Source organism: Brevibacillus laterosporus LMG 15441 (assembly GCF_000219535.2).
GTDB classification, from domain to species: domain Bacteria; phylum Bacillota; class Bacilli; order Brevibacillales; family Brevibacillaceae; genus Brevibacillus_B; species Brevibacillus_B halotolerans.
Map to the genome: position 1 here is coordinate 3,402,575 of NZ_CP007806.1, position 21,271 is coordinate 3,423,845.

Here is a 21,271-nt window from a genome sequence, read left to right on the forward strand (position 1 = left end):
TTTTGTTCAATCTTTTTTCAAAATTGATTCTTTTTGTTTGCTGACTTTTATTAAACTAACGGTAAACGTCAGCTTAATAAAACAGTTGCAGTCTAGGACTTTATTTTTATGGTCCATGGATTGTCGCTATGTTTGTTTTTGAGGTCAGTCTAATACTTTATTATTAGCGAACAAAACAAGCTTAAAACTACTTTGAATACATTTAAACAATGTGAGCCATTGATTTAACAGTGATTGTCACATAAAAGTTAAGATAATGGCAATTTCCTGATGCTACCCCTATATGATAATTAATTTAATGAACCGAAGTCTTTGCTTTACCGAACCATAAATGTTTTGAAAAAGAATTTGTGTTGTTACATATGCATCTGAAATCTCATCAAACAATAACTCAGATTGTAAGATCACACGGATTTTTTTCTTGACAGAATTTGGAGAAATCGATAAGTTAGAATTGATTTTTAAAGGAAGAGTCTTGTTAGTAAGAAAGGATTTTGGAGAGAAAGCATTACATACAATACGTGCTCTGTCGGGTTGACTCAATTGAAAAAAGAATTAGTAAAAACTTTTGCAAGTTCTCAATTATGCTCCTGCTATGGCTACCAAAACAAAGACGTTAAGAATCTCAACCTTCGTGATTGGAATTGCCCATCTTGTGGTACACATCACGCCAGAGAGCTTTATGCAGGTTTAAACCTAAAAAATAAAGCGATACGACTTCTAACCGTAGGAACTACGGGGATAGCCTAATCAATTAGAAATCAATAAGTAAGGTGGTATATATGGAATTAAAAAAATTTATGGAAGAGCATTATCATAATTTAAAGTTAATGCCTGATTTTTATCATCTTTGGGGACTAGGAATCCATGTTGAATTAGGCGATCATATATATCAATTAGATCGCAATGGTCAACTTAATATGGATAGGTTTTATAGGGTGTATGAGCAAGTTTCCGAAATTACTTCCTTGCTATTTCAACAAAAGGATGATGTCATTGTTGTTGTGAATTCATATCCGAATGAAACAAAAAAAACAGCATATCCAAACTTTTTTAAACGTTATGTAAAAAATCAAAAACTAAAATATTCATTACGTCTTCATGAATATTATTGGCAGGATGATGAAGAGAATGAATTTGTGCAGCAGATGGAATTGTTATGTAAAGTATCTGACTTAAAATTAGAGTGGTTATTAAAAACATTGATACATAAAGATTTTTATGAATTACAGCCTCGTTTAAGAAAAAAAGGTAGCTTTTATGAGCCTGATGTATTCTTAGTAAACATCAATACAAATTGTATTTTCCATCTTTATGACGATAGAGGTTGCGAAATCATGAATACAAATAGAGCATATCATCAAGAACTAATGAATTACTTCAAAGAATGGGAAACCCAATCGAAGTCTTAATTTTTCAATTTAACGGGCGCTTTTTATGAAAGTACGAAAATCGAAACGAAGGGGAAAGGGTGGAGATTTTTTCGCGAGTTTTTTGGACCGATTCCTTTGCCCGTTTTGAAATTAAATCTAAAGCAGAAGGTTGCGAAAACAAACGCCAAGCGCTAGGCATTGATGCCAAATGCAACACCCCGCCAGATTATCAATGGTGGGGTGTTTGCTGTATCCCTGCCCCACAGGTGCACTGCTTACGTTTCTATATTTACCACATTCTCAACAGGTATCCATCAAAAATCCTCATCATTCTTTCACTTGAATCTGTTTAAACGTTGAATCAAATTTATCTGTCCATCCCTAGGCTGATTTTATAAACCTCTGCCCTCTTTCGTTTCTTTCCACCGGATAATTGTTAATGCGTAGTCATACTGACGTGAAGTAAGATATCCTGTAAACAAAACTCGGCTAGCTCTGGAAAGATGAATTTCGTTACAAGTCAATTTCGACTGTAATATCCATCGGAAGCTGATTGACACCAACAGCTGTACGAGCATGCTGACCTAAGATACCAAACACGTAATACAACAACTGAGAGGCAAGTGTAATACCTAATTATTTAATTTTTCGTTCTATTTCCATAATACTTTCTCAATCCTTAACAATTTATCTGAAGGTCAGCGATAGAATATAAAACAGCAAAACCACTAATTTTTACTCTTTCCCCGATAAATTTACAGTATAGTGTTCCACCACGTTTAGAAAGCTGTCTAGCAATCATTTCGTTTTTTCCTAGTCGTTTTGCCCAAAAAGGAGTTAAACTACAATGCGCTGAGCCACAAACTGGATCTTCGTTTACCTGTAACTTTGGCCAAAAAGCTCTGGATACAAAATCAACCGCTTTTCCTTTTGCAGTCACAAAAACTGCAAGTCCTTCTGGAAATTTTGCTAATTTGGCAAAATCAGGGGATAAATTAAGCACCGCTTCTTCATTTTCGAGTACAAACACCAAATCTCTCCCTATATATGTTTCAATAGGCTTTACACCAAGTGCTTCTACCATCTGTTCTGTCAGCATATATTCCTCAACTTTAATACTTGGAAAATCCAATTCATAAAGATTGCAATTTTTCAAAACAACCAGTTCTCCGCTCATTGTTTGAAATCTGATTTTTTCTAGTTCTTTTTCATAATAGTTAGTGATTACATACGCAGTCGCTAGAGTAGCATGTCCACAAAGATCAATTTCCCCTCCTGGTGTAAACCATCTTAAACGATAATTGTCTATATCTCCCTCTTTGACAGCAAATGCTGTTTCAGAAAGGTTGTTTTCAGTAGCGATCTTCTGCATAGTGTTATCTGGTAGCCATTCCTTCATGATACAGACACCCGCAGGATTTCCTTCAAACAATTTTTCAGCAAACGCGTCTACCACGTAATATTTCATTAGTAATAACCTCCTTGTTTTTATCTAAAACTTACAAATTACTTTATCATCGCAATTGTATGCTTTCAATGATAGAATTGTATGCAAGACAATTATCAGGAGGTTTAATATGCCTGTAAATTCATTTGAAAATTACCCAATGACATGGAAACCAGATAAGAAGCAGCTTGTTTCTCCCATATACCGATCCATTGCAAGTTTATTAGAATATGATATTCTCAATGGCTATCTCACACCTAATACCAAACTTCCTCCTCAAAGAGAACTAGCAGATTATCTTGATATTAATCTTAGTACGGTAACCAGAGCTTTTAAAATATGTGAAGTTAAAGGATTAATTTACGCTGTTACCGGAAGTGGAACCTTTGTCGCTCCTAATGTGGGAAATGCTATTTTTAAAGCAGATAGTGAAGAGAAAAGGAATGTAATAGAGATGGGGATTATAGAACCACTTGATTGCTCAAATGCATTCGTAGCAGAAACAATTAAAAGCATCGTCACTAAAAATTATTTGGAAAAATTATTGGATTACAGACATCCGTTAGGCATGCCTTATCATAGAATGGCAGCCAAAAAGTGGATGGAGCGCTTTAACATGGATGTATCTGTTGAAAATATTGCGATAACTTCTGGAGGACAAAATTCCCTTACGCTGATTTTAATGTCCCTGTTTAATCCCGGGGATAAAATTGCGGTAGATACGTATACCTACCCTAATTTTATAGAATTGGCAAATATGCTTAATATTCATTTAGTTCCAGTAGAAGGAGATATCTTTGGGATGATACCAGAACGGTTAGATACCGTATGCAGAACAAATCATTTGCAGGGAATCTATTTAATTCCTTCCTGTAATAATCCGACTGCTGTCACTATGGATATGAATCGAAGAAGAGATATAGCAAAGGTCATAAAGAAACACAACCTTATACTAATGGAAGATGACATATTTTCTTTCCTTGCTCCACAAGGTTACCTACCTATTTCACACTTTGTACCGGAACGCTTTGTTTATAGTTTAAGTATCTCTAAATCACTAAGCTCAGGCATACGAGTTGGATTTTTAGCCTACGCCAATCAGTTTGCTGAAAAAATCACTCACGGAATTTTCAATATCAATATAAAGACCTCCGCATTAAATGCAGAAGTTATAACAGAGTTGATCAATACTGGTTGTGCAGAGAAGATTATTACTCAAAAGAGAGAAATTGCCAAAGAACGTAATATTCTCTATCAACAATATTTTCAAAAAAATTCTAACGAAAACCCTTTGAGTTTCTTTCGTTGGCTTCCGTTGCGCCAAAGGTATCAACTGAAACAGTTTGAACAGAACGCTTTGGCACATGGTATTCATGTGTATCATTCCCATCGTTTTTTGGTCAAAAAAGATGAATCTGATCAGTTTATTCGTATCTCGTTGACATCTACCAAGGATGCTGATGAATTGGAGAAAGGACTTTGCATACTTAAGAATTTCTTACTAAATACCGATGAAGAAACAGGACAAATTACCAAGTAGAATTTGAGAAAATTCTTTGGAGTGGTTGGCAGAAAATCGTATGTTCAGAATATCCGTGACATACGATTTTTTTGCGAAAATAAAAATTTGTTATGTCGAATGTTGCTTATAGAGCTGAGAGCATGTACCTTTATTGAAGAAAAAAAGGTGGTTGCTATGAAGTTTGGAATGCGTAAACCAAGTTTCATAAAGCGTGTAGTAGCTAGGACAAAGCCTAATAAGAGAGCTAGTACTTCGGAGTTGGGCTGAAAATTCCGAGAGGCTGGGGGTGGCTTAGAAATCCTAAGAAGTATGCTTATAATAAAGCTAATAACAGGACTACGTTTGATATATTTAAAGTGATTGGTAAGTTGTTTAAATAACTAATACTTAGGTTACAAAATTTCACCAAAATAAGCAAAATGGTTACAGAGATGATTGTCAAGAAAAAGAATAAAAAACCTCCCGATTATGATATTATCCCCTTTTAGTAGACAGTAAGAAGCAAGACCCCTTACTGTATTAACTAGGAGGGGAATTTTTTATGGGGAAAATTAGAAAAACATATTCAAAGAATTTTAAGCTAAAAGCCGTACAGCTTTATTTGAGCGGTGAACAAGGGTACAAAACACTTACAAGGGATCTCGGCATTAGTGACCCTTCTATTTTAAGAAGATGGGTTGATCATTATAGAAAGGAAGGTATACAGGGACTAGATGAAAAACGCGGGAGAACAAAAAATCCTCTTAGAGGAAGACCACGAACAAGGCCAGAGAGTACGGAGGAAGAGATAGTTCGATTACGTGCAGAGAACGAATTCTTAAAAAAGTGGCTAGGTCTAGAAAAGAGGTGAAACCGAAAGATAAACGCTGTTTTTTCGAGCTTATTAAAGAATTGTCTAAAAAGTATTCTATTACTTTATTGTGTAAAATTACGAAAGTATCTCGTAGTGGTTTTTACAAGTGGCTTTCTCATGAGAAACACCCCACCTCAAAACAATTGGTAAATGAAAAATTAAGAGGAATGATCATGGAGTGTTATCAAGAGGTCAAAGGCATTTACGGGTATCCCCGAATAAAAGTGTGGTTATTTAGAAGGTACGGACTAAAAGTCAATCATAAACGTGTGTATCGCATCATGAAGGAACTTGGGATACAAGCGCTAATCCGTAAAAAACGAAAATTCTTTGGGCGCAAAGAGAAGGTTGTTATCTCCGAAAACAAGCTGAATCGAAATTTTTACGCCTCACGGCCAAATGAGAAATGGGCTACAGATATTACCTACATACTATTTAATGGTCGCCGTCTTTATCTGTCGGTCATATACGACATGTATAACAACGAAGTTGTTGCCTACAAAACAAGCAAACGTAATGATTTACAGCTTGTAATGGATACCGTAAAATTAGCGCTTAAAAAGCGGGATGTAAACGGAGTCCTCCTACACAGTGATCAAGGATATCAGTACACCTCAAAGCAGTATAACCAGTTCCTTCAGAAATATAAAATCGTAGCAAGTATGTCTAGAAAAGGTAACTGTTTAGATAACGCCTGTATTGAGGGATTCTTTGGGCATTTAAAAACAGAGTGTTTGTATCTTCATTCGTTTCAAACAGATAAAGAAGTGGAAGAAGCTCTCCACGGTTACATTAATTTCTATAATCAGCAACGGTTTCAATCTCGATTAAAAAACCTGAGTCCGATAGAATACCGAACTCAGGCTGCCTAGATGGGGCTTGTTTAAAGTTGTCTACTTGACAGGGGTAAGATCATTAAGGAGGGTTTTGTAGTTATTTATTCTGCGGTTCCTATCCACTAGCAATCCTCAGCTCATCCAGCCATTGTCCATTAAAATTCGCTAGATCATACCTTCAGTATCGAAAAAACGCTAATCACTGTAAACAGGAAATAAACGCCCGAATTTTGGAGTTCGGACGCTTATTACATAGCTATATTTGGACTCAATCTTTCTAGTTTCATTACTACTACAGCTTTGCATCCTGTTACTTAGTGAGTCAGCTTAGGCTATTTTTTCTTATTCAGATTTTTGATAAGTAAAATAATCCCTACAATAGCTAGGATAAGAATTATAACCCCTGCATATCCAACAGACCACATTGATACTTCACTCCTTGTTATCCATTTAATAACTTTATTACCACCATCAACGAAAAGTAAAGCTTTAAATTAAAATCATTATTATTTTGCGAAATTTACTCCTTTTATTTACAAGTATTATTTTTATATATATTATATTTTTTGTAAATATTTATTTTATCTAGGAAGAAATCATCTTGAAAAAACTTTTACCGTCTTTATCCGTTCAACGATTTTTTCGATGCTTCGATAAAAGGTAAGCTCTATACAGCATTAGGTATTTGGCATAATACTATTGATGGGGATATCACTACTAAAGTAAGTAGCGGAGAACCAACTGACTATAACACAGACGTTCGAATTATAGGATACGGTGCCGTGGGTACTAGTGGCACAATTGTTGGTAAAACTGTTGACGAGACATATTCTAGTGGTTGGACTAAAAGCACTAAAAAGTCTTGGACTTATAGTTTAGATCGAGACTTTTATGGTAGTGTGGCTGTCCTAACAATTAATGTTACTGCTTCAGTAAAAGGTCCAGACGGCAGCTTAGAAATTTCATGGGATTAGTTTACGATTAAAAACACTATCAAACCAAAATGGTAATTTGTTTATGGATTTCATATACAATAGATTATGGAATAAAGCTTTTGTGGGCTGATAAGTGATTAATTGAAGGTTTCAAAAGCCCCTATATCTTAGGGGTTTTTTTAAAAATATTATTACTTGTGCCAAAACGTAACTAACACGCTCTTTAAACTTGTTTTTATTAATTTTTTCTTATTTGTCCACTAGCAACTCTCAACTCATCAGCCAATTGCCCAATCCTCACAGCTTTATCCTTCATCCCCATTTGATTGTAAAAAGCCCATTGTCCTTGTAAATGACTAATAATTTCGTTCGCTACTTCTGGTTTCACTGTTAATTCCTCCTTGTCATATTTAGCTAAACTATACTTTTCAATCAATCCGATAAGCTTACCTGGATAACCCGGATCAGTGGCATAACCGCCTTTGTGGATAGCATGGCAAGCAGTCTTATAATCAGCACCTAGCACGCCATGATAGCGTGTGGGCTTGTCTCTTGTGCCGTTTAGAATTAGCTTTGAATGATCTGCAATAGACTCATCCCAGTTGTTGTAAGCTCTGAAATTAGCCGTGATAGTTGTCCATTGACCGTTGTAATTCTCCTTTGTAGGCATAGCGCAAACACCTGCTGGGCCTGTTCCTTTGATACCGAATAAGTTATTCCCTCGCTTAGTTAGTCCACTTTCTCCCCAAGCTGATTCCAGGATCGCCTGAGCAATTGTAAGGGATGCAGGTATCTTCGTTTTCTTCATGTCAGCTACAGCACTAGGTGCTATCTTATCTATAAAATCCTGTGGTTTCATAGCTCCACATCTCCCTTCTGAAACGAATTTTTAACTCCTGAATGAATCCCAATGGCAGCCGTTGCCTCAATAAAAGCTTTCTTGCCAGCTTCGAGTAAATCTCCCTCGAACAATAAAGCGTTTATTGCATTATAGGCTATTGCCATCACAACAATAGCTAAAGGAATGTAATCATTTTGGGGACCAGCTCCGTGTTTTCAACCATGCTCCTGACGCCATAAACCAATTTCTATCATCATTAGCCCACCTTTTCTTTAAGTTCTTGTAATTCATTTTCTAAGCCATTTGGACTGCGCTCGATCCGTTGCAATGTAGTGGTATTACGTTCTAATTGAATTACCATTCGCTCGTAATGCTCCATGAGTTTGGCTAACTTAATAAACAGTTGCACATTTATTATCAACCCAAACAGTTTGATCAAAATATGCGCGTAAACCTGCATTTTACACCAAAATAAAAGAATCCATTTTGAAAAAAGATTGATCAAAATGGATTCCTCACTTATAAATGATGGCTCGATTTTTATAAAAAAGCTTGATTGATAACAGACGGTGTATATTGTTCACTCACATCCAAACAACTTTTGATGTTTTCTTCTATAATTTTATGATTTACTTTTTTTCCATGACTGCAAAGTAATTTTTTTCATTATCAGCAAAGTTAAACACTCTACCAGAAGGCATACTTACAATTTCCCCGACTGTAATTTTTTTATCTGAAAAGTCTTTATATAACTTATCGAGATCTTCCGAGAAAAACATCAGCGAAGGTGTATTAAGATTTAATTCAGGCTGCATTTTAGCAATTAGTTCCTTATTGTGGAGAATGATACTCGTTCCTGCCTCATTTGTTGGAGCAATTTCAATCCACCTTAACCCTTGACCATTATCTTCTTCAGAAACTACGCTAAACCCTACTTTTTCTGTCCAAAATTGCAATGCCTCATCTTGGTTATTTACATATATCATAATTTGACCGACTTTATTAATCATTTTCTTCTCTTCCTTTCTATTAGTTCAGTTAATATTGATTTTTTACTTTTGAGCATTTCATTATACTTTGGCATCAAAATCATATCATTTTACTCCATCTTTATTTCAAATCAATTTTTTTAAAAGCCACAGCATTATCTGCTGATTGTAATTGTAAAAATTGTTCGAATCTGTTACGGCAATACTTATCTCAAAAGAGTATTGATTAAAACCTTGAGGATCATAGTAATCCCATTTTAGGATAGGTGCTAAACTGGCGCCTTCTGGTTTGTCCCTACTACCTACAGGTGATAATAGAGTAGCTATTGGAGCTTTATATGTTTTAAGGTATTGTCTATCACTAAACTAGCGTGGTTGTATTGATCCCAGACTCGTACTGTATCGTAAAACTCCGTATCAGCTTGTAAATATGCTGTCACTTTATGCGTACTACTACCACTCTCTATCATGCTGAGCCTGCCTTAACTTCAAAATCGTTCCACCCAGCTTGAAGATATCCCTTGTCAACCCCATTGCAAGTTCTCCTTTGTCAAAAACCAGATCGCCCCCTTGCAAAAGAAAAGACCAATATTTTCTTGGGCATCCATCTTGGTAACTGCGTTTCCAAGTGACCATTCCAGGACAGGTTTCTTGTCATTAGAACCTTCTTTTCTAAGACCATTTCTCTAAAATTCTTAGTCGGCTCTGATAGAGTACACACCCCTTGCCTAATTTTAATCATGGTATAGCCTTCTGCTTCCATATCAGCAGCGAATTGAGTTGCATTGTATGGATCGTAACAAATTTCTTTGATTTTCTATTCCTCTTCGCGCTCCATGTGCTGAATATACGCCTTAATATAGGACAAATAAAAGAAGCAATCCATCAAGAATTGCTTCTTTATTTTCTAACCCTATTGTTCAAACTTTTATTTAGTTGAAAGTTCACTCTTTGTTACCCATTTATGATTTTTCACTGGTTCTCCACCAGTTGTCGGAGTGTAATCAACCATATACACGTAGTATGTTCAGCTGAATCAAATTTAGCAGTTGCTCCTTTCATACCTGGCATGTGGCCTGCCTCTAAGGTAACTTATTTACTTCAGAGCAAAACTCGCTTCGAGAATCTCTTTGAGTATGGAGCCATTTTTAGTAACTTGTTCTCCGCTAAGCATCCTCGGATGATCTCCATAGCCACGATAGTTTATAAATCGTTCAGATGCCCGTGCCCACACTTCCTCATTCCATTTTTCAGCCTCATAGGCTGTTACGTTTCCTTGCTCGCATTCTGCTTGGATGAGATGAATAGCGGCCTTTATATTCCCTCTATTTACCAATTGATTATGGAACATCAGATAACTGAACATGTTTTGAAAAAAACTTTGTTTGATAAAATCGTTAGTTATGAACTGCTCTAGATCCTCTTTTGTCATATTAAACAGCTCGTTATTTTCTGCTATTTTTTTAAAATAGGCTCCAATTTCTTTTCTTGCTTCAGTAGCCGTTTGTTCAATTGTTTTATCCTTCCAATAGGAGTCAAATAAAATAATGCTGGACACCTGTCTTCCTTGGTTTTCCAATACTTTAGCTACTTCAAAAGCTAAGTTACCGCCAGAGGAATACCCCATCAAAGTATACGGCCCCTCAGAATCGATCTGAGTAATTGCATTGACGTACTGCTCAATGCGATTGTCTTCTTCTATGAAGTCAAAGCTATATAAAGAAATGTCGTGGACTTCTTCAGCAAGCTTTTGATAGAAGGTACTGTGGGCTGCAATCGGTGTAAAGCTAAATACAGGTCGATTTGTTTCTTTATTTAGTAGAATCGGGTGACCCGCGTTTTGCTCGTACTGCTTATGCAAAATAAACTCTGCCATTTTTTCAATCGTTGGATGCTGGAATACAAAATGTAGAGGCAACTCTTCCTGCATGTACTCATACACCTTTGATATGAGTAGCATCGCTTTTAAGGAATGTCCCCCGATTTCAAAGAAATGATCGGTGATGCTAATTTTTTCCACCTCTAATACTTCTTGCCAAATAGCAGCCAATTGTTCCTCTACCATGTTTCTAGGAGCAATATATTCTTTTGCTGCAACGCCGACGTTCTCAGGCTTTGGCAATGCTCTCTTATCTACTTTTCCGTTAGCAGTAGTAGGTAGTTCTAAAAGCTGTACGAAGTAAGTAGGAACCATGTAGGCTGGGAGTTCCTTGGAAACAAATTTTCTCAGATCAGCCAGTACAACTTCCTTTTCAGCTACAAAGTAAGCACATAAATATTGCTGTGCATGTTGATCCTCTTGAGCAGTAACCACTACCTCCCCAACACCATGATACTGAAGAATGGTAGATTCGATCTCTCCTATCTCAATTCGGAAACCTCGTACTTTGACTTGTTCATCTACCCGACCAACATATTCTATCGTGCCATCTGGACGCCACTTGGCCAAATCACCCGTTTTATACATGCGCTCCCCAGGTACAAATGGATTAGCAACGAACTTCTCTTCTGTTAATTCTGGTCGATTTAAATAACCTCTACCCAGTCCACGACCTGCTATGCATAACTCCCCTACTACTCCTATAGGCTGTAAATGATGCTCATTATTAACAATATAGACAGTTACATTGGCTAGCGGTCGACCAATTGTAATCGCTTGATCTACTTCAATTGCTCTTTGGATCGTCGTAACTACACTATTCTCCGTAGGTCCATACTCATTGTTAATCTCAATAGCAGGATTTTTTTGTTTAATCTTTTGGACAATTTGTGGTGATAATTTTTCTCCTCCAAGAGTGACACAACGTAATTGGTGTAAATCCTCTGCTGTAGCGCTATCCACAATTGCATTAAACAGACTTGGAACACCATAGTAATGAGTGATTGATTCAGAGGCGATCAATTTCCGTAGTGCAAATGGATCTTTTGCCTCTTCTTCCCTTGGCAAGATCGAAGTGGCTCCTCCAAGCATAGGAGCAAACAAACTAGCTACAAATCCATCAAAAGCAAATGAGAAAATCTGCAGAGCTTTATCCTTTGGATTAAATGCATACTCGTCTCTTCTCCATTGCAGGCAGTTCACGATGGAATGATGTTCAATCATGACACCTTTTGGTTTACCAGTTGTACCTGAAGTATAGATTACATATGCCAAGTCAGTTGGTTGGTTCACAACTGTGAGATTGGTTCCATCAACTACATAATTTTGCTCCTCATCTAAATCTAGCCTCACCATATTAACTGCTAATCCATTGAACAAATGCGACTGGGTCAGTAAAAGAACAGCACCGCTATCTTCTAAGACATATTCAATACGTTCAGTAGGATAAGCTGGATCAATAGGGACATAGGCTGCTCCAGCTTTCAAGATACCCATGATACCAACAATCATTTCTACGGAACGATCTACCATAATAGCTACTAGTTGATTGGGAACGATTCCTTTATTACGTAACGTACGAGCTAATTGGTTGGCTCTTTCATTTAGCTCTTGATAAGTCAACTCCTTCTTGTTCCAGATAAGTGCTACCTGATCTGGTGTTTTTCTTACCTGTTCTTCAAAAAGCTGATGAATCGTTGTATCCTGCTGATAGTTTCTTTCTGTGTTATTAAACTCTTGTAAAAGCTGATTTTTTTCTGCATTCGTCAGTATTTCGATAGTAGCTAGCTTCACTTCAGGATTATCTACGATCGCTTTTATAATCTGAAGGAAATTTGTCGTCAAGCGTTCTATTGTTTCCTGACGGTACAATTTGGTGCAGTATTCCACACCAATCATGATTTGATCTCTTTCTTCTGTGGCGATAAAGGTGATATCGAATTTAGAGTGTTTCCATTTATTTTCCCTTTCATAGGCAATAAACCGTAGCTCATCTAATTCAATAGAATCTTCTCCTCTGTTTTGGAGAGTAAACATGGTATCAAACATTGGATTTCTGCTTACATCGCTTTGTAGCTCCAGTTTCTCCACTAGCTCTTCAAATGGATAATCCTGATTCTCATAAGCTTGTAATGCATTTCGTTTTACTTCTATTAAAAACTCTCTAAATGATTTTGATCTAGCTGGTTTATTTCGCATGGCCAATGTATTGACAAACATCCCAACAGTGCTCTGTAAATCAACATGCGATCGACCTGTAACCGGTGTACCCACAATCAGATCTTCTTGACCAGAATATTTGGAAAGAAGTACATTATATGCGGCTAACAAGACCATATAAAGTGTAGTTCCTGTGTCTGCAGCTATCTTGTACAAGCCTTCCATAAGCTCTTTGCCAGTTCCTCTTGTGATTACATCTCCGTCAAAGCTTTGTGTATTTGGTCTCGGAAAATCTGTCGGTAGATTTAACACAGGAATTTCATCTGCAAATGTTTGAACCCAGTGTTCTTCCTGTTTTTTATACAAATCCGTCTGAGACTGTTCATGTTGCCATTCAGAAAAATCCTTATATTGAATCGTAAGCTCTGGTAACGTATTCCCTTGATACAATTCCACCAATTCGCTGATGATGATCCCAGATGATACTCCATCAGAAATAATGTGATGCGTATCTACTAGTAACAAATAACGATCCAATCGGGTTTGAACAAGCTTGACGCGAAGCAATGGTGCCATATTTAACTGGAATGGTTTGATAAACTCATCAATGATTTCTTCCAGCTCTTCTTCAACAGTTACCTGATAATCGACTTCAAAATCAACTACTGAATGGATTTTCTGTACGGGAGAACCATTTACTAACTCAAAGGATGTACGCAAGCTCTCATGACGGTTGATTAAACCTTTAAAAGCGGTTTCTAGTTTTACCAGATCAAGCTTTCCTTCCAGTAGCATGATAGAAGGCATGTTATAGCTGATATCTATCCCATCAAACTGGTTAAGAATAAACATTCTTCGTTGTGCTGCTGAAACCGGATAGTAATCTTGCTTTGTAGCAGGTCGGATAGAAATAATCTGCTTCATGCGCTCGCTCTCCAAGTATTGGGCTATTTCTTCGATCGTTGGTTTTTCAAATAGGACACGTAAAGGAATATCCATTTGATACTCTTTATGCATTTGAGATATAACCATCATAGCACGTAAGGAATGACCACCTAATGCGAAGAAATCGTCCTTACATCCAACTCGATCAATACCTAAAACTTGTTGCCAGACAGTAGCAAGTTGTACTTCCAATTGGGTTCGAGGAGCCACATATTCTGTGTTAAGCAAAGAATTGTCTGGATCTGGTAACGATCGCTTGTCAATTTTTCCATTTGCAGTTAATGGCATCGCCTCAAGTGAAATAAACGTAGAAGGAATCATCGCGATCGGTAGCTGAGTTGTTAAATGGGCACGTATTTCTGCTGTACTTACCTCTCTATCCGTAACCATATATGCGCAGAGGAATTTTTCCTTCGCTTGATCTTGCTTCGCTACAACGACTACTTCTCTTAGACCATCAAGCTTACGCATTTGTGACTCAATCTCACCAAGTTCGATCCTAACTCCACGGATTTTTACTTGATCATCAATTCGGCCCAAATATTCAATATTTCCATCTGGTAACCACCTTGCTAAGTCCCCTGTTCTATACATTCGTTCTCCCGCGACAAACGGATTTTTCACAAATTTCTCTTCCGTAAGCTCCGGTCGATTCAAGTACCCTCTTGCTAGACCAACACCAGCAATGCATAACTCACCTGCTATCCCAATTGGTTGAAGGTTCTCAGAATTAGCCTGGACGATGTATAGTTGAGTATTATATATAGGTTTACCAATCGGAATTGCAGCTAGTTCCTCATCTGTATCACAATCAAAATACGTAACATCTACAGTAGCTTCCGTTGGTCCGTATAAATTGATTAATCTAGCTTCACACACGGAGGAAACTGCTTGACGGAATCTATCAACATGCTGTGGTGGCAATGCTTCACCACTTGCAAAAACCTGCCGTAAAGACTGTAGTTTTTCCTCTACCAACTTACTTGGCTGTTGTTCAACATAATCCAGAAAAGCGTGCAGCATCGCAGGAACAAAATGCATTGTTGTAATGCGATGTTCGGCTATTGTCTCTAAGATTTGCTCAGGGTTCTTTTCTCCTCCTACAGGTAAAAGGCACATTTTGGAGCCCACCATCGACCACCAGAATAGCTCCCATACTGATACGTCAAACGTAATCGCTGTTTTTTGCATAATGGTGTCAGCGGATGAGATAGGGTATTTTGCATGCATCCACATCAGTCGATTTATAACTGAATGATGTTCGATCATAACTCCTTTAGGCTTCCCTGTAGATCCTGATGTATAAATAACATAGGCTAAGTGATTCGGACCATTTATCGCTTCCAAATTCGAACCATCTTGGTGATAGCTTTGAGCGTCATTTATATCTACTATCTTCCCAGCAAAAGTCACTCGCTCCAACAAATGGTTCTGACCCAAGAGTAGTTTTGCTTTTGAATCTTCTAGCATGTAGCGGATTCTTTCCTCTGGAAATTCCGGGTCGATCGGCATATAGGCACCGCCAGCTTTTAAAATCCCAAAAATTCCAATCATCATCTCTAATGAACGTTCTGCCATGATTCCAACTAATTGATCAGCTACTACTCCTTCAGCACGTAGCTTTCGCGCTAACTGATTCGCTCTTTCATTCAGTTCCCGGTAAGAAAGTTGTTCCCCCTCGCAAATGACAGCTATCTGATCTGGTATACGTGCTACTTGTTCTTCAAATAGCTGATGAATCAGCTTTTCGCGTGGATATTCCATTACCGTATTATTAAATTCAGATATAATCATATTTTTCTCTTCTTCTCGAAGCAGGGATATGTCCGCTATTTTTGATGTAGGATGATGAATGATTGTTTCAATAATGGTAAAGAACTGTTGAATTAGTTGTTCCATCTCCATTTCTGTAAACAACTGTGCTCGATAATTTAGTTGAAACAGAATTTTTTGATTATCTAATTCAATCACATTCATTTCAAAATCATTAATGACGTCTCCACAAAAATTCTCATCAACTTCAATTTCAACATTTTCATACTGCGAATAATTCATAGCACGGTACTGTACAGAAACACCAAAGAGACGTTGAAGGTCCTTATGCTGATGTGCTTCTCGTAAATCTTCCATCATTTGATTGTACGGAAATCTTTGATGACGTAGGATCGAAACCTGCTCTTTTGATACAACTTTCAATAATGAAAGCAAATCCATCTCAGGATCAACGAATACCCGTGTTGGCACTGTACTAACGAACATTCCTAGCATTTCTTTTTCCTTTTTGGTTATTCTGTTCGCATAGAATGTACCTATTGAAACATCGTTCTGTGTTGTCTTTTTATGCAAGTAGATGTACAACGCAGTCATAAAGACTGTTAACATACTACTGTTTGTTTGTTTGCAAAACTCATACAGGTTATAATACAGACGCTCTTCTAAGATAATATTTTTTCTTTTTCCAGCAGTACTCAAGGTAAGAGGATTATATGATTTAAACCCTATCACTTCGGGTAAGGTGCTAAATTTATCTACCCAATACGATTTATCCTTTTGATAGCGATCCGATTTTTCATAGTCCTGCTCCGTTTGTATGAAGTCGAAATAAGTATGATTCTTTGTTATTTCTGGAAGCTCATCATTTGCAATCTGAGAATAGTATTCGTTCACTTGATTGATGAACATTCTTGCAGAGATTCCGTCGCAGACAATATGATGAATTTTGACATTGTACCAATATTCTTGGTCACTAATCTTGCAAATGATAAATTGATACAATTCTGAATGTAGAAGTTCAAATGGTGTACGATTGTGCTGGTCCAGCCACTTTAATGCCTGAGCTTCTCCATCAACACCTGAAAAATTGAAACATTCGAACGATTTTTCGCTATATTCCTCCACATATTGCTGAGGATAGCCATTTTGAGCTGTCAATTTAATCCGAAAGGCATCGTGCCGGAAAATAATCATATTTAGAGCTTGTTGCAAGGCACCTAGACTTATATTACCTTTCATTTTAACTGTCAATGAAATCGACGATACCCCCGTATTTGGATAAAGTAATTCGGAGTACCAAATCCTTTGTTGAGGATGAGTCAACGAAAATAATTGAAGCAAATCCTTATTCATATTGCTGCACCTCTTGTTAGAAATTATAGTTTATATAAAAAAATACTATGATTGCTTACTATGTAGATGCTATCGGCATGTTGTAAGGTTTGACTGTATGTTAGGATAGATGACGTTAATCTAAGATTTATGAGAGTTATGTCTGGAGATGTAGGGAGTCGCTTGAAGAAAGACGGTACTTTATGCAGAGGAATCATCATGATGTGAGAAAAGATTTTTTGTATATGAATCTATCAAATATTTTACCATCACCTCTTTTACTCAAGGATAATTGAAGCGGTTGTATGCGATCATACTTGGCCTCCTTTTCGATGGGAGTGACATATTGTTGCAGCAAAAAACTTTTGACCTCACTGTAAAAGCTAAATCACATATTCCACAAAAATATATTTTATGAAAAAATAAACATTTGCGACTCACCATAACATATTAGCATTATTCTTCCATTGAAGTGTTTGTAAATTTTGTGAACTTTTTTATATATTTCTGTAAATTTCATGCTGAAAAAGTCAAAGATGCTATTGACCGTACTATACTAATGAATAGAGATTGCTTTGTCAGAAGTGGTTTCCCCTACAAATAAACGCAGGTAAGGTCCCTCTTTTACTTTCATCTCATCAGGTGTCCCATGATCCACGATAGAGCCCTGCTCCATCACGAAAATGACATTTGCTATCTCTGTAGTTTGCATTTGATGAGTTACGATCACGACGGTACGTTGATCCTTTAATGAGCGGATCGCGTCACGAACACATGATTCGGAATGTGAATCTAGAGCAGACGTAGGCTCATCAAATAAAACGATAGGAGCTTTTGATAATAAAGCACGTTTCAATGGCTATTCTTTGCCGTTGTCCTCCTGATAAACGTACCTTATCCCCTCCAATGAAGGTTTTGTATCCATCAGGCAACCCCAGAATAAATTCGTGAGCATACGCAGCTTTGGCTGCTTCAATAAGTTCCTCCTCCTCTGCATCAGGCCTCCCAAATCTAATATTCTCTTCAATCGTTCCTTCAAATAAATGCGGATCTTGTGGAACGTATGCTATCAATTCTCTCACCTGCGTGAGAGTGTGAGTTTTTGCATTTTTAGCAAAGAAATTTATATCGCCTTCCGCAGGGGGATAAAACCCTAGTAGCGCTTTTAATAACGTACTTTTCCCAGAACCACTTGTTTCCACTACAGCGGCTAATATTTCCAAACTAATCTCCGTTTAGCTTAATGAGGCACTTCGTCTAATACTTTATTTCTTCTAACAAATAGATCATCTCCAAGAGCCTCTATCTTCTCTAGCATTCTTCCGATTATGACATTGCTCACAATATGGCTACCAGTTGTTCCGATCCCAAAACAACGTCTTATCTCCCTATGTGGAACGATTTGGTCAACTACTGTAGCACCAGTGAGTAAGCCTTTATCAAAGCAATGTTTGCAGAGTGGATGTGCTTTCTTAAAAATCCTATTCTTGCTTTTCTCCACTTAGCATCGTGGCCACGTTGCGTAGATGATCCGCGTTCTCGAGCATACTGCTGGACTTGTTTCTTTTGATGTAAAGGACAATAAGTTACTCTTGTTAAGGTTGGGCATCTGGAATGCAGACAGGTCTTTAATGGTTTGCTAGGCATTGTTTCATCTTCCTTGTTTCATAGAAAAAATATCTATCAAAATGACCTATATATATATTTATTTCTTTTCTTTTGTGGAGGTTATTGCTTACAGAAACTCAAACGGTTAAAATATCCATTTTTCTTGAAATTAGTTATTGTAAACGAAAACCCCTATTACTGTTGCAGAAACTACAATTTAAACAGAGTTATTGCAACATGATGTAACACATTAAGTACAAAAGAAAAAAGCACCACATTGGGTGCGTACAGCGTGTAGACAAAATACAGAAAGGTATGAAGGTCTGCACGCTTTTAGCCCTCCGGTACTCTGGAGGGCTATTATAGTATCCATGCCTCACTGACAATACATTCTATGCTGTAGTATTTTCCCAAAAATACAAAAAGCCGCCGGAAAAACGGCGACGGCGACCTACATAAATTCTTCCTTAAACGTAATTCAACCACGAGAGCCCTAGTGAGTCACGGGCCATTGACACCTCACTAGGCTATTAATAGTGAGGTGTTGACTGTATCCCTGTTCCCCGTTCTATGCAATTGTAAGATACTCAACTTAGGCTTCTACACTAATCACATCTTCTACAGGAATCCACCAAAAATCCTCATCGTTCTTTAACTTGATCTGTTTAAACGTTGAATCAAACCTATCTACCCATCCCCAAGCTGATTCAATTACTCCTCGCCCCTCTTTTGTTTCTTTCCACCAGCTAATCGTAAGGGCATAGTCGTACTGACGTGAGCCAGATATCCTGTAGCAAAACTCGGCCAGCTCATCCTCTACCATGATCGGTTTCTCGATCAGTTTCTTATCCTCGTGATGCTGACGTAAAATCTCTGCTTTCTATGGGTACATATCTAGGACTCTCAAAAAATGGACTTCTTGGTTTGATACTAGTCTATTTCCCTTCTCTTCACTTGTGCATTATATATAACACCACTGATAAACTAGGGAGGGAATACCATGAGTAATAACAAGTGTGCAGAAAAGGAAATTGATAAAATCGTTCGCAACCTCAAAAAATTTAAATGCAGACTAAAACATACAAGAAGAGAGAGCAAAGTAGAAGCAAATGAATCAAATATTCTCATCACGGAGATCCAGAGATTAATCGAACAAGCATTGCTCACATAGAACAGAAAGGGGTTATGAACCATGAGTGCCAGTCTCTGTAAACGTTTGGAAGAAATCGAGGAAAATATTAAAACACTCACAAGTCAATTCCTGCACGAAGCTGACGAAATAAAAGCTGATTTCGAGGATATTAATGAGCAATTACGACAAACTTTAGCCGTCATTCAACAATTGCTTGCATAAAGGGAGGGATTTATTTTGATCACTGACTTTCAAAAAAGCCTTTTGGTTGACATTTTTACTACAACAACAAGAATTAGGGCAACACAAAGAGCAATTCTTGCTTTAGAAAGGCAAGCTACTTTCGGTTTCGCAGTGCTACTCTCTACGCTGTCTAATGAGAGTAAAGAGCCAAGCGAAAAAGAAGATATTCTACTCGCACTCACATTCGCCCTTAGCGGACTGGTAAGTCAAATCAGAACATTGCGTGAATTTTTACAAGGACTGCAAGAAGAATTAACGTTGGAGACGAACGCACTGGCAAAAACCCTCTGAATAATGGCCGCAAACCACCCTGCGAAATCAAACGAGCCAAGCTGGGTGGTTTGTTCCATCCAACATCTACATAGGAAAAATTGTTAGATCAGTATGCATACTGGTAGTCGATCATTGCAGTCTTTGGATTTTCGGCTTCTCAATTAGTTTCTTATCTTCATAAAACTGATGCAACATTTCTGCATGTTCTAGCAAGATGAATTTCGTTACAAGCGGATCAAGAATTTTGCTAGCCAACAAAACATCTCCTTAAAATACGAATATGCGTTCTTGTTTTATTAAATCTTGAAGAGACTATGCAATGGGTAAAATTACATGTTCAATAAATCTGCTAACCAATAAAAAATTATTTCTTATGATAAAAATAATTTTTAAAAATGTATTATATTTACATTTATTGCAATATTATGTTATTGTATAGAGGTAATAGCCTAACCATTTAAGGAGAGTGATTATTTTGAGAAAAGCTTTAGTTGCTTTAGGAGTGCTTGCAATGGTTACAGCCGCAGTTCCAGCATCAGCTTCAACTCAAATCTCTGAACCTAAGGAAATTACAGCAAATGGAGATGTACAGTTTGGACAGCAAGTTACGCATAACATTGCTGGATATTCTAGTTCCAGTACAGATATTCTGGAATTAGGTAACTATGGTAATCATACAATTCGTGTTAATGTAAATGAGATTTATCATGGCTCTATGGGTTCTAATACTGTAAAGGTCCATATTAATGGGGATGACGCGGGATATCTTCAACCTGGAAATAATTATTTTACCGTTAAGGCAGGCTCAGCAAGCTTTAAATATTATGGTAAATCGACTGGAACTAAATCCTTCAAAGTTACGTACTATAAATCATAAGCACATAGTTTTTTGAAAGTTTCACTAAGGTTATAAAATAGGTTTCCAACAGTTTAGAATTTACTTCTCTGTTGGGAACCTTTTATTATTCACATCTTAAAAATCCCTTTCAGTTTCACCATTTAATTATTTCTGTATATGGTTAACACTTGATAGCCCTCACTTTTAGTAGCCCAATTCCGTTACAAAAATCTCATATAAATCAACTTGGTTGCTGACATATTTCGTCAACTAATTTTTATCCTGTGGTTCC

Annotated in this window: 18 protein-coding genes and 4 pseudogenes; 9 read left to right on the plus strand and 13 right to left on the minus strand. The window is 37.2% G+C overall.

Annotation, left to right across the window (positions count from 1 at the left end):
- Positions 1 to 561: 561 nt before the first annotated feature.
- Together BRLA_RS23355 and BRLA_RS14655 are read left to right on the plus strand one after the other, a co-directional pair.
- Positions 562 to 750 (plus strand): annotated as a pseudogene (locus BRLA_RS23355) (zinc ribbon domain-containing protein); the annotation flags it as partial.
- 32 nt (positions 751 to 782) lie between these two features.
- Entirely contained in the window at positions 783 to 1,412 is a 630-nt protein-coding gene (locus BRLA_RS14655) for a DUF3885 domain-containing protein (protein ID WP_041752249.1), read from the plus strand.
- Positions 1,413 to 1,687: 275 nt separating this feature from the next.
- On the opposite strand, the pseudogene BRLA_RS25325 reads toward BRLA_RS14655, so the two are convergent.
- Positions 1,688 to 1,878, minus strand: a pseudogene (locus tag BRLA_RS25325) (hypothetical protein).
- Between the two features lie 174 nt (positions 1,879 to 2,052).
- Positions 2,053 to 2,841 carry a PhzF family phenazine biosynthesis protein gene (locus tag BRLA_RS14660; RefSeq protein ID WP_003335767.1) on the minus strand — a complete coding sequence of 263 codons (789 nt, stop codon included), beginning with the start codon at positions 2,839 to 2,841 and terminating at the stop codon, positions 2,053 to 2,055.
- Positions 2,842 to 2,950: 109 nt separating this feature from the next.
- Between BRLA_RS14660 and BRLA_RS14665 the strand changes: the two genes are divergently transcribed.
- From BRLA_RS14665 to BRLA_RS14675, 3 genes are all read left to right on the plus strand, one after another.
- Positions 2,951 to 4,360, plus strand: coding sequence for an aminotransferase-like domain-containing protein (locus BRLA_RS14665; protein ID WP_003335766.1), 1,410 nt, complete (start codon positions 2,951 to 2,953; stop codon positions 4,358 to 4,360).
- 523 nt (positions 4,361 to 4,883) lie between these two features.
- Complete coding sequence (locus BRLA_RS14670) at positions 4,884 to 5,192, plus strand: transposase (RefSeq protein WP_003335353.1); 309 nt, start codon at positions 4,884 to 4,886, stop codon at positions 5,190 to 5,192.
- Positions 5,189 to 6,067 (plus strand): IS3 family transposase, encoded by an 879-nt coding sequence (locus tag BRLA_RS14675; protein ID WP_003335352.1) that lies wholly within the window; start codon positions 5,189 to 5,191, stop codon positions 6,065 to 6,067. The genes BRLA_RS14670 and BRLA_RS14675 overlap by 4 nt, the downstream gene beginning before the upstream one ends.
- A 1,137-nt stretch (positions 6,068 to 7,204) precedes the next feature.
- On the opposite strand, the gene BRLA_RS14685 is transcribed toward BRLA_RS14675, so the two are convergent.
- From BRLA_RS14685 to BRLA_RS14720, 10 genes and pseudogenes are all read right to left on the minus strand, one after another.
- Entirely contained in the window at positions 7,205 to 7,825 is a 621-nt protein-coding gene (locus tag BRLA_RS14685; RefSeq protein WP_003335764.1) for a glycoside hydrolase family 73 protein, read from the minus strand.
- 238 nt (positions 7,826 to 8,063) lie between these two features.
- Positions 8,064 to 8,216, minus strand: a complete 153-nt coding sequence (locus tag BRLA_RS24020) for a hypothetical protein (protein WP_154071885.1) — start codon at positions 8,214 to 8,216, stop codon at positions 8,064 to 8,066.
- Between the two features lie 220 nt (positions 8,217 to 8,436).
- The gene (locus tag BRLA_RS14695) at positions 8,437 to 8,817 is read right to left on the minus strand and encodes a VOC family protein (RefSeq protein ID WP_003335761.1); all 381 of its coding nucleotides are present in this window, start codon (positions 8,815 to 8,817) and stop codon (positions 8,437 to 8,439) included.
- 560 nt (positions 8,818 to 9,377) lie between these two features.
- Positions 9,378 to 9,658 (minus strand): annotated as a pseudogene (locus tag BRLA_RS14700) (terminase TerL endonuclease subunit); the annotation flags it as partial.
- 66 nt (positions 9,659 to 9,724) lie between these two features.
- A pseudogene (locus tag BRLA_RS23810) lies at positions 9,725 to 9,888 on the minus strand (YdhK family protein); the annotation flags it as partial.
- A 4-nt stretch (positions 9,889 to 9,892) separates the two neighbouring features.
- The gene (locus BRLA_RS14705) at positions 9,893 to 16,906 is read right to left on the minus strand and encodes a non-ribosomal peptide synthetase (protein ID WP_003335759.1); all 7,014 of its coding nucleotides are present in this window, start codon (positions 16,904 to 16,906) and stop codon (positions 9,893 to 9,895) included.
- Between the two features lie 535 nt (positions 16,907 to 17,441).
- Entirely contained in the window at positions 17,442 to 17,741 is a 300-nt protein-coding gene (locus BRLA_RS22860) for a hypothetical protein (protein ID WP_003335758.1), read from the minus strand.
- Complete coding sequence (locus tag BRLA_RS22865; protein ID WP_003335757.1) at positions 17,698 to 18,108, minus strand: ATP-binding cassette domain-containing protein; 411 nt, start codon at positions 18,106 to 18,108, stop codon at positions 17,698 to 17,700. Before BRLA_RS22865 ends, BRLA_RS22860 begins: the two co-directional genes overlap by 44 nt.
- Positions 18,109 to 18,125: 17 nt before the next feature.
- The gene (locus BRLA_RS14715) at positions 18,126 to 18,386 is read right to left on the minus strand and encodes a hypothetical protein (RefSeq protein ID WP_003335756.1); all 261 of its coding nucleotides are present in this window, start codon (positions 18,384 to 18,386) and stop codon (positions 18,126 to 18,128) included.
- 699 nt (positions 18,387 to 19,085) lie between these two features.
- Entirely contained in the window at positions 19,086 to 19,364 is a 279-nt protein-coding gene (locus BRLA_RS14720) for a YolD-like family protein (RefSeq protein WP_041752253.1), read from the minus strand.
- A 129-nt stretch (positions 19,365 to 19,493) separates the two neighbouring features.
- Here BRLA_RS14720 and BRLA_RS24025 point away from each other — a divergent pair, with 129 nt between their 5' ends.
- From BRLA_RS24025 to BRLA_RS14725, 3 genes are read left to right on the plus strand one after another with little or no spacing between them, the layout of a single operon-like run.
- The gene (locus tag BRLA_RS24025; protein ID WP_003335754.1) at positions 19,494 to 19,664 is read left to right on the plus strand and encodes a hypothetical protein; all 171 of its coding nucleotides are present in this window, start codon (positions 19,494 to 19,496) and stop codon (positions 19,662 to 19,664) included.
- A gap of 21 nt (positions 19,665 to 19,685) precedes the next feature.
- A complete protein-coding gene (locus tag BRLA_RS24030) occupies positions 19,686 to 19,847 on the plus strand; it encodes a hypothetical protein (protein ID WP_003343659.1) in 162 nt (53 codons plus the stop codon).
- 15 nt (positions 19,848 to 19,862) lie between these two features.
- Positions 19,863 to 20,159: a hypothetical protein gene (locus tag BRLA_RS14725; protein WP_022586652.1), complete on the plus strand. Its 297-nt coding sequence runs from the start codon at positions 19,863 to 19,865 to the stop codon at positions 20,157 to 20,159.
- A 111-nt stretch (positions 20,160 to 20,270) separates the two neighbouring features.
- Here the strand turns inward: BRLA_RS14725 and BRLA_RS25000 are convergent, their stop codons facing one another.
- Complete coding sequence (locus BRLA_RS25000; protein ID WP_272898009.1) at positions 20,271 to 20,396, minus strand: hypothetical protein; 126 nt, start codon at positions 20,394 to 20,396, stop codon at positions 20,271 to 20,273.
- Positions 20,397 to 20,607: 211 nt separating this feature from the next.
- Here BRLA_RS25000 and BRLA_RS14730 point away from each other — a divergent pair, with 211 nt between their 5' ends.
- Positions 20,608 to 21,018, plus strand: a complete 411-nt coding sequence (locus BRLA_RS14730) for a hypothetical protein (RefSeq protein WP_423752638.1) — start codon at positions 20,608 to 20,610, stop codon at positions 21,016 to 21,018.
- Positions 21,019 to 21,271: the final 253 nt, after the last annotated feature.

Bases quoted from the DNA above. Each gene is read 5' to 3' on its own strand.
- BRLA_RS14655 (WP_041752249.1), top strand. From the start codon at position 783: ATGGAATTAAAAAAATTTATGGAAGAGCATTATCATAATTTAAAGTTA.
- BRLA_RS14660 (WP_003335767.1), bottom strand. From the start codon at position 2,841: ATGAAATATTACGTGGTAGACGCGTTTGCTGAAAAATTGTTTGAAGGA.
- BRLA_RS14665 (WP_003335766.1), top strand. From the start codon at position 2,951: ATGCCTGTAAATTCATTTGAAAATTACCCAATGACATGGAAACCAGAT.
- BRLA_RS14670 (WP_003335353.1), top strand. From the start codon at position 4,884: ATGGGGAAAATTAGAAAAACATATTCAAAGAATTTTAAGCTAAAAGCC.
- BRLA_RS14685 (WP_003335764.1), bottom strand. From the start codon at position 7,825: ATGAAACCACAGGATTTTATAGATAAGATAGCACCTAGTGCTGTAGCT.
- BRLA_RS14695 (WP_003335761.1), bottom strand. From the start codon at position 8,817: ATGATTAATAAAGTCGGTCAAATTATGATATATGTAAATAACCAAGAT.
- BRLA_RS14705 (WP_003335759.1), bottom strand. From the start codon at position 16,906: ATGAATAAGGATTTGCTTCAATTATTTTCGTTGACTCATCCTCAACAA.
- BRLA_RS24025 (WP_003335754.1), top strand. From the start codon at position 19,494: ATGAGTAATAACAAGTGTGCAGAAAAGGAAATTGATAAAATCGTTCGC.
- BRLA_RS24030 (WP_003343659.1), top strand. From the start codon at position 19,686: ATGAGTGCCAGTCTCTGTAAACGTTTGGAAGAAATCGAGGAAAATATT.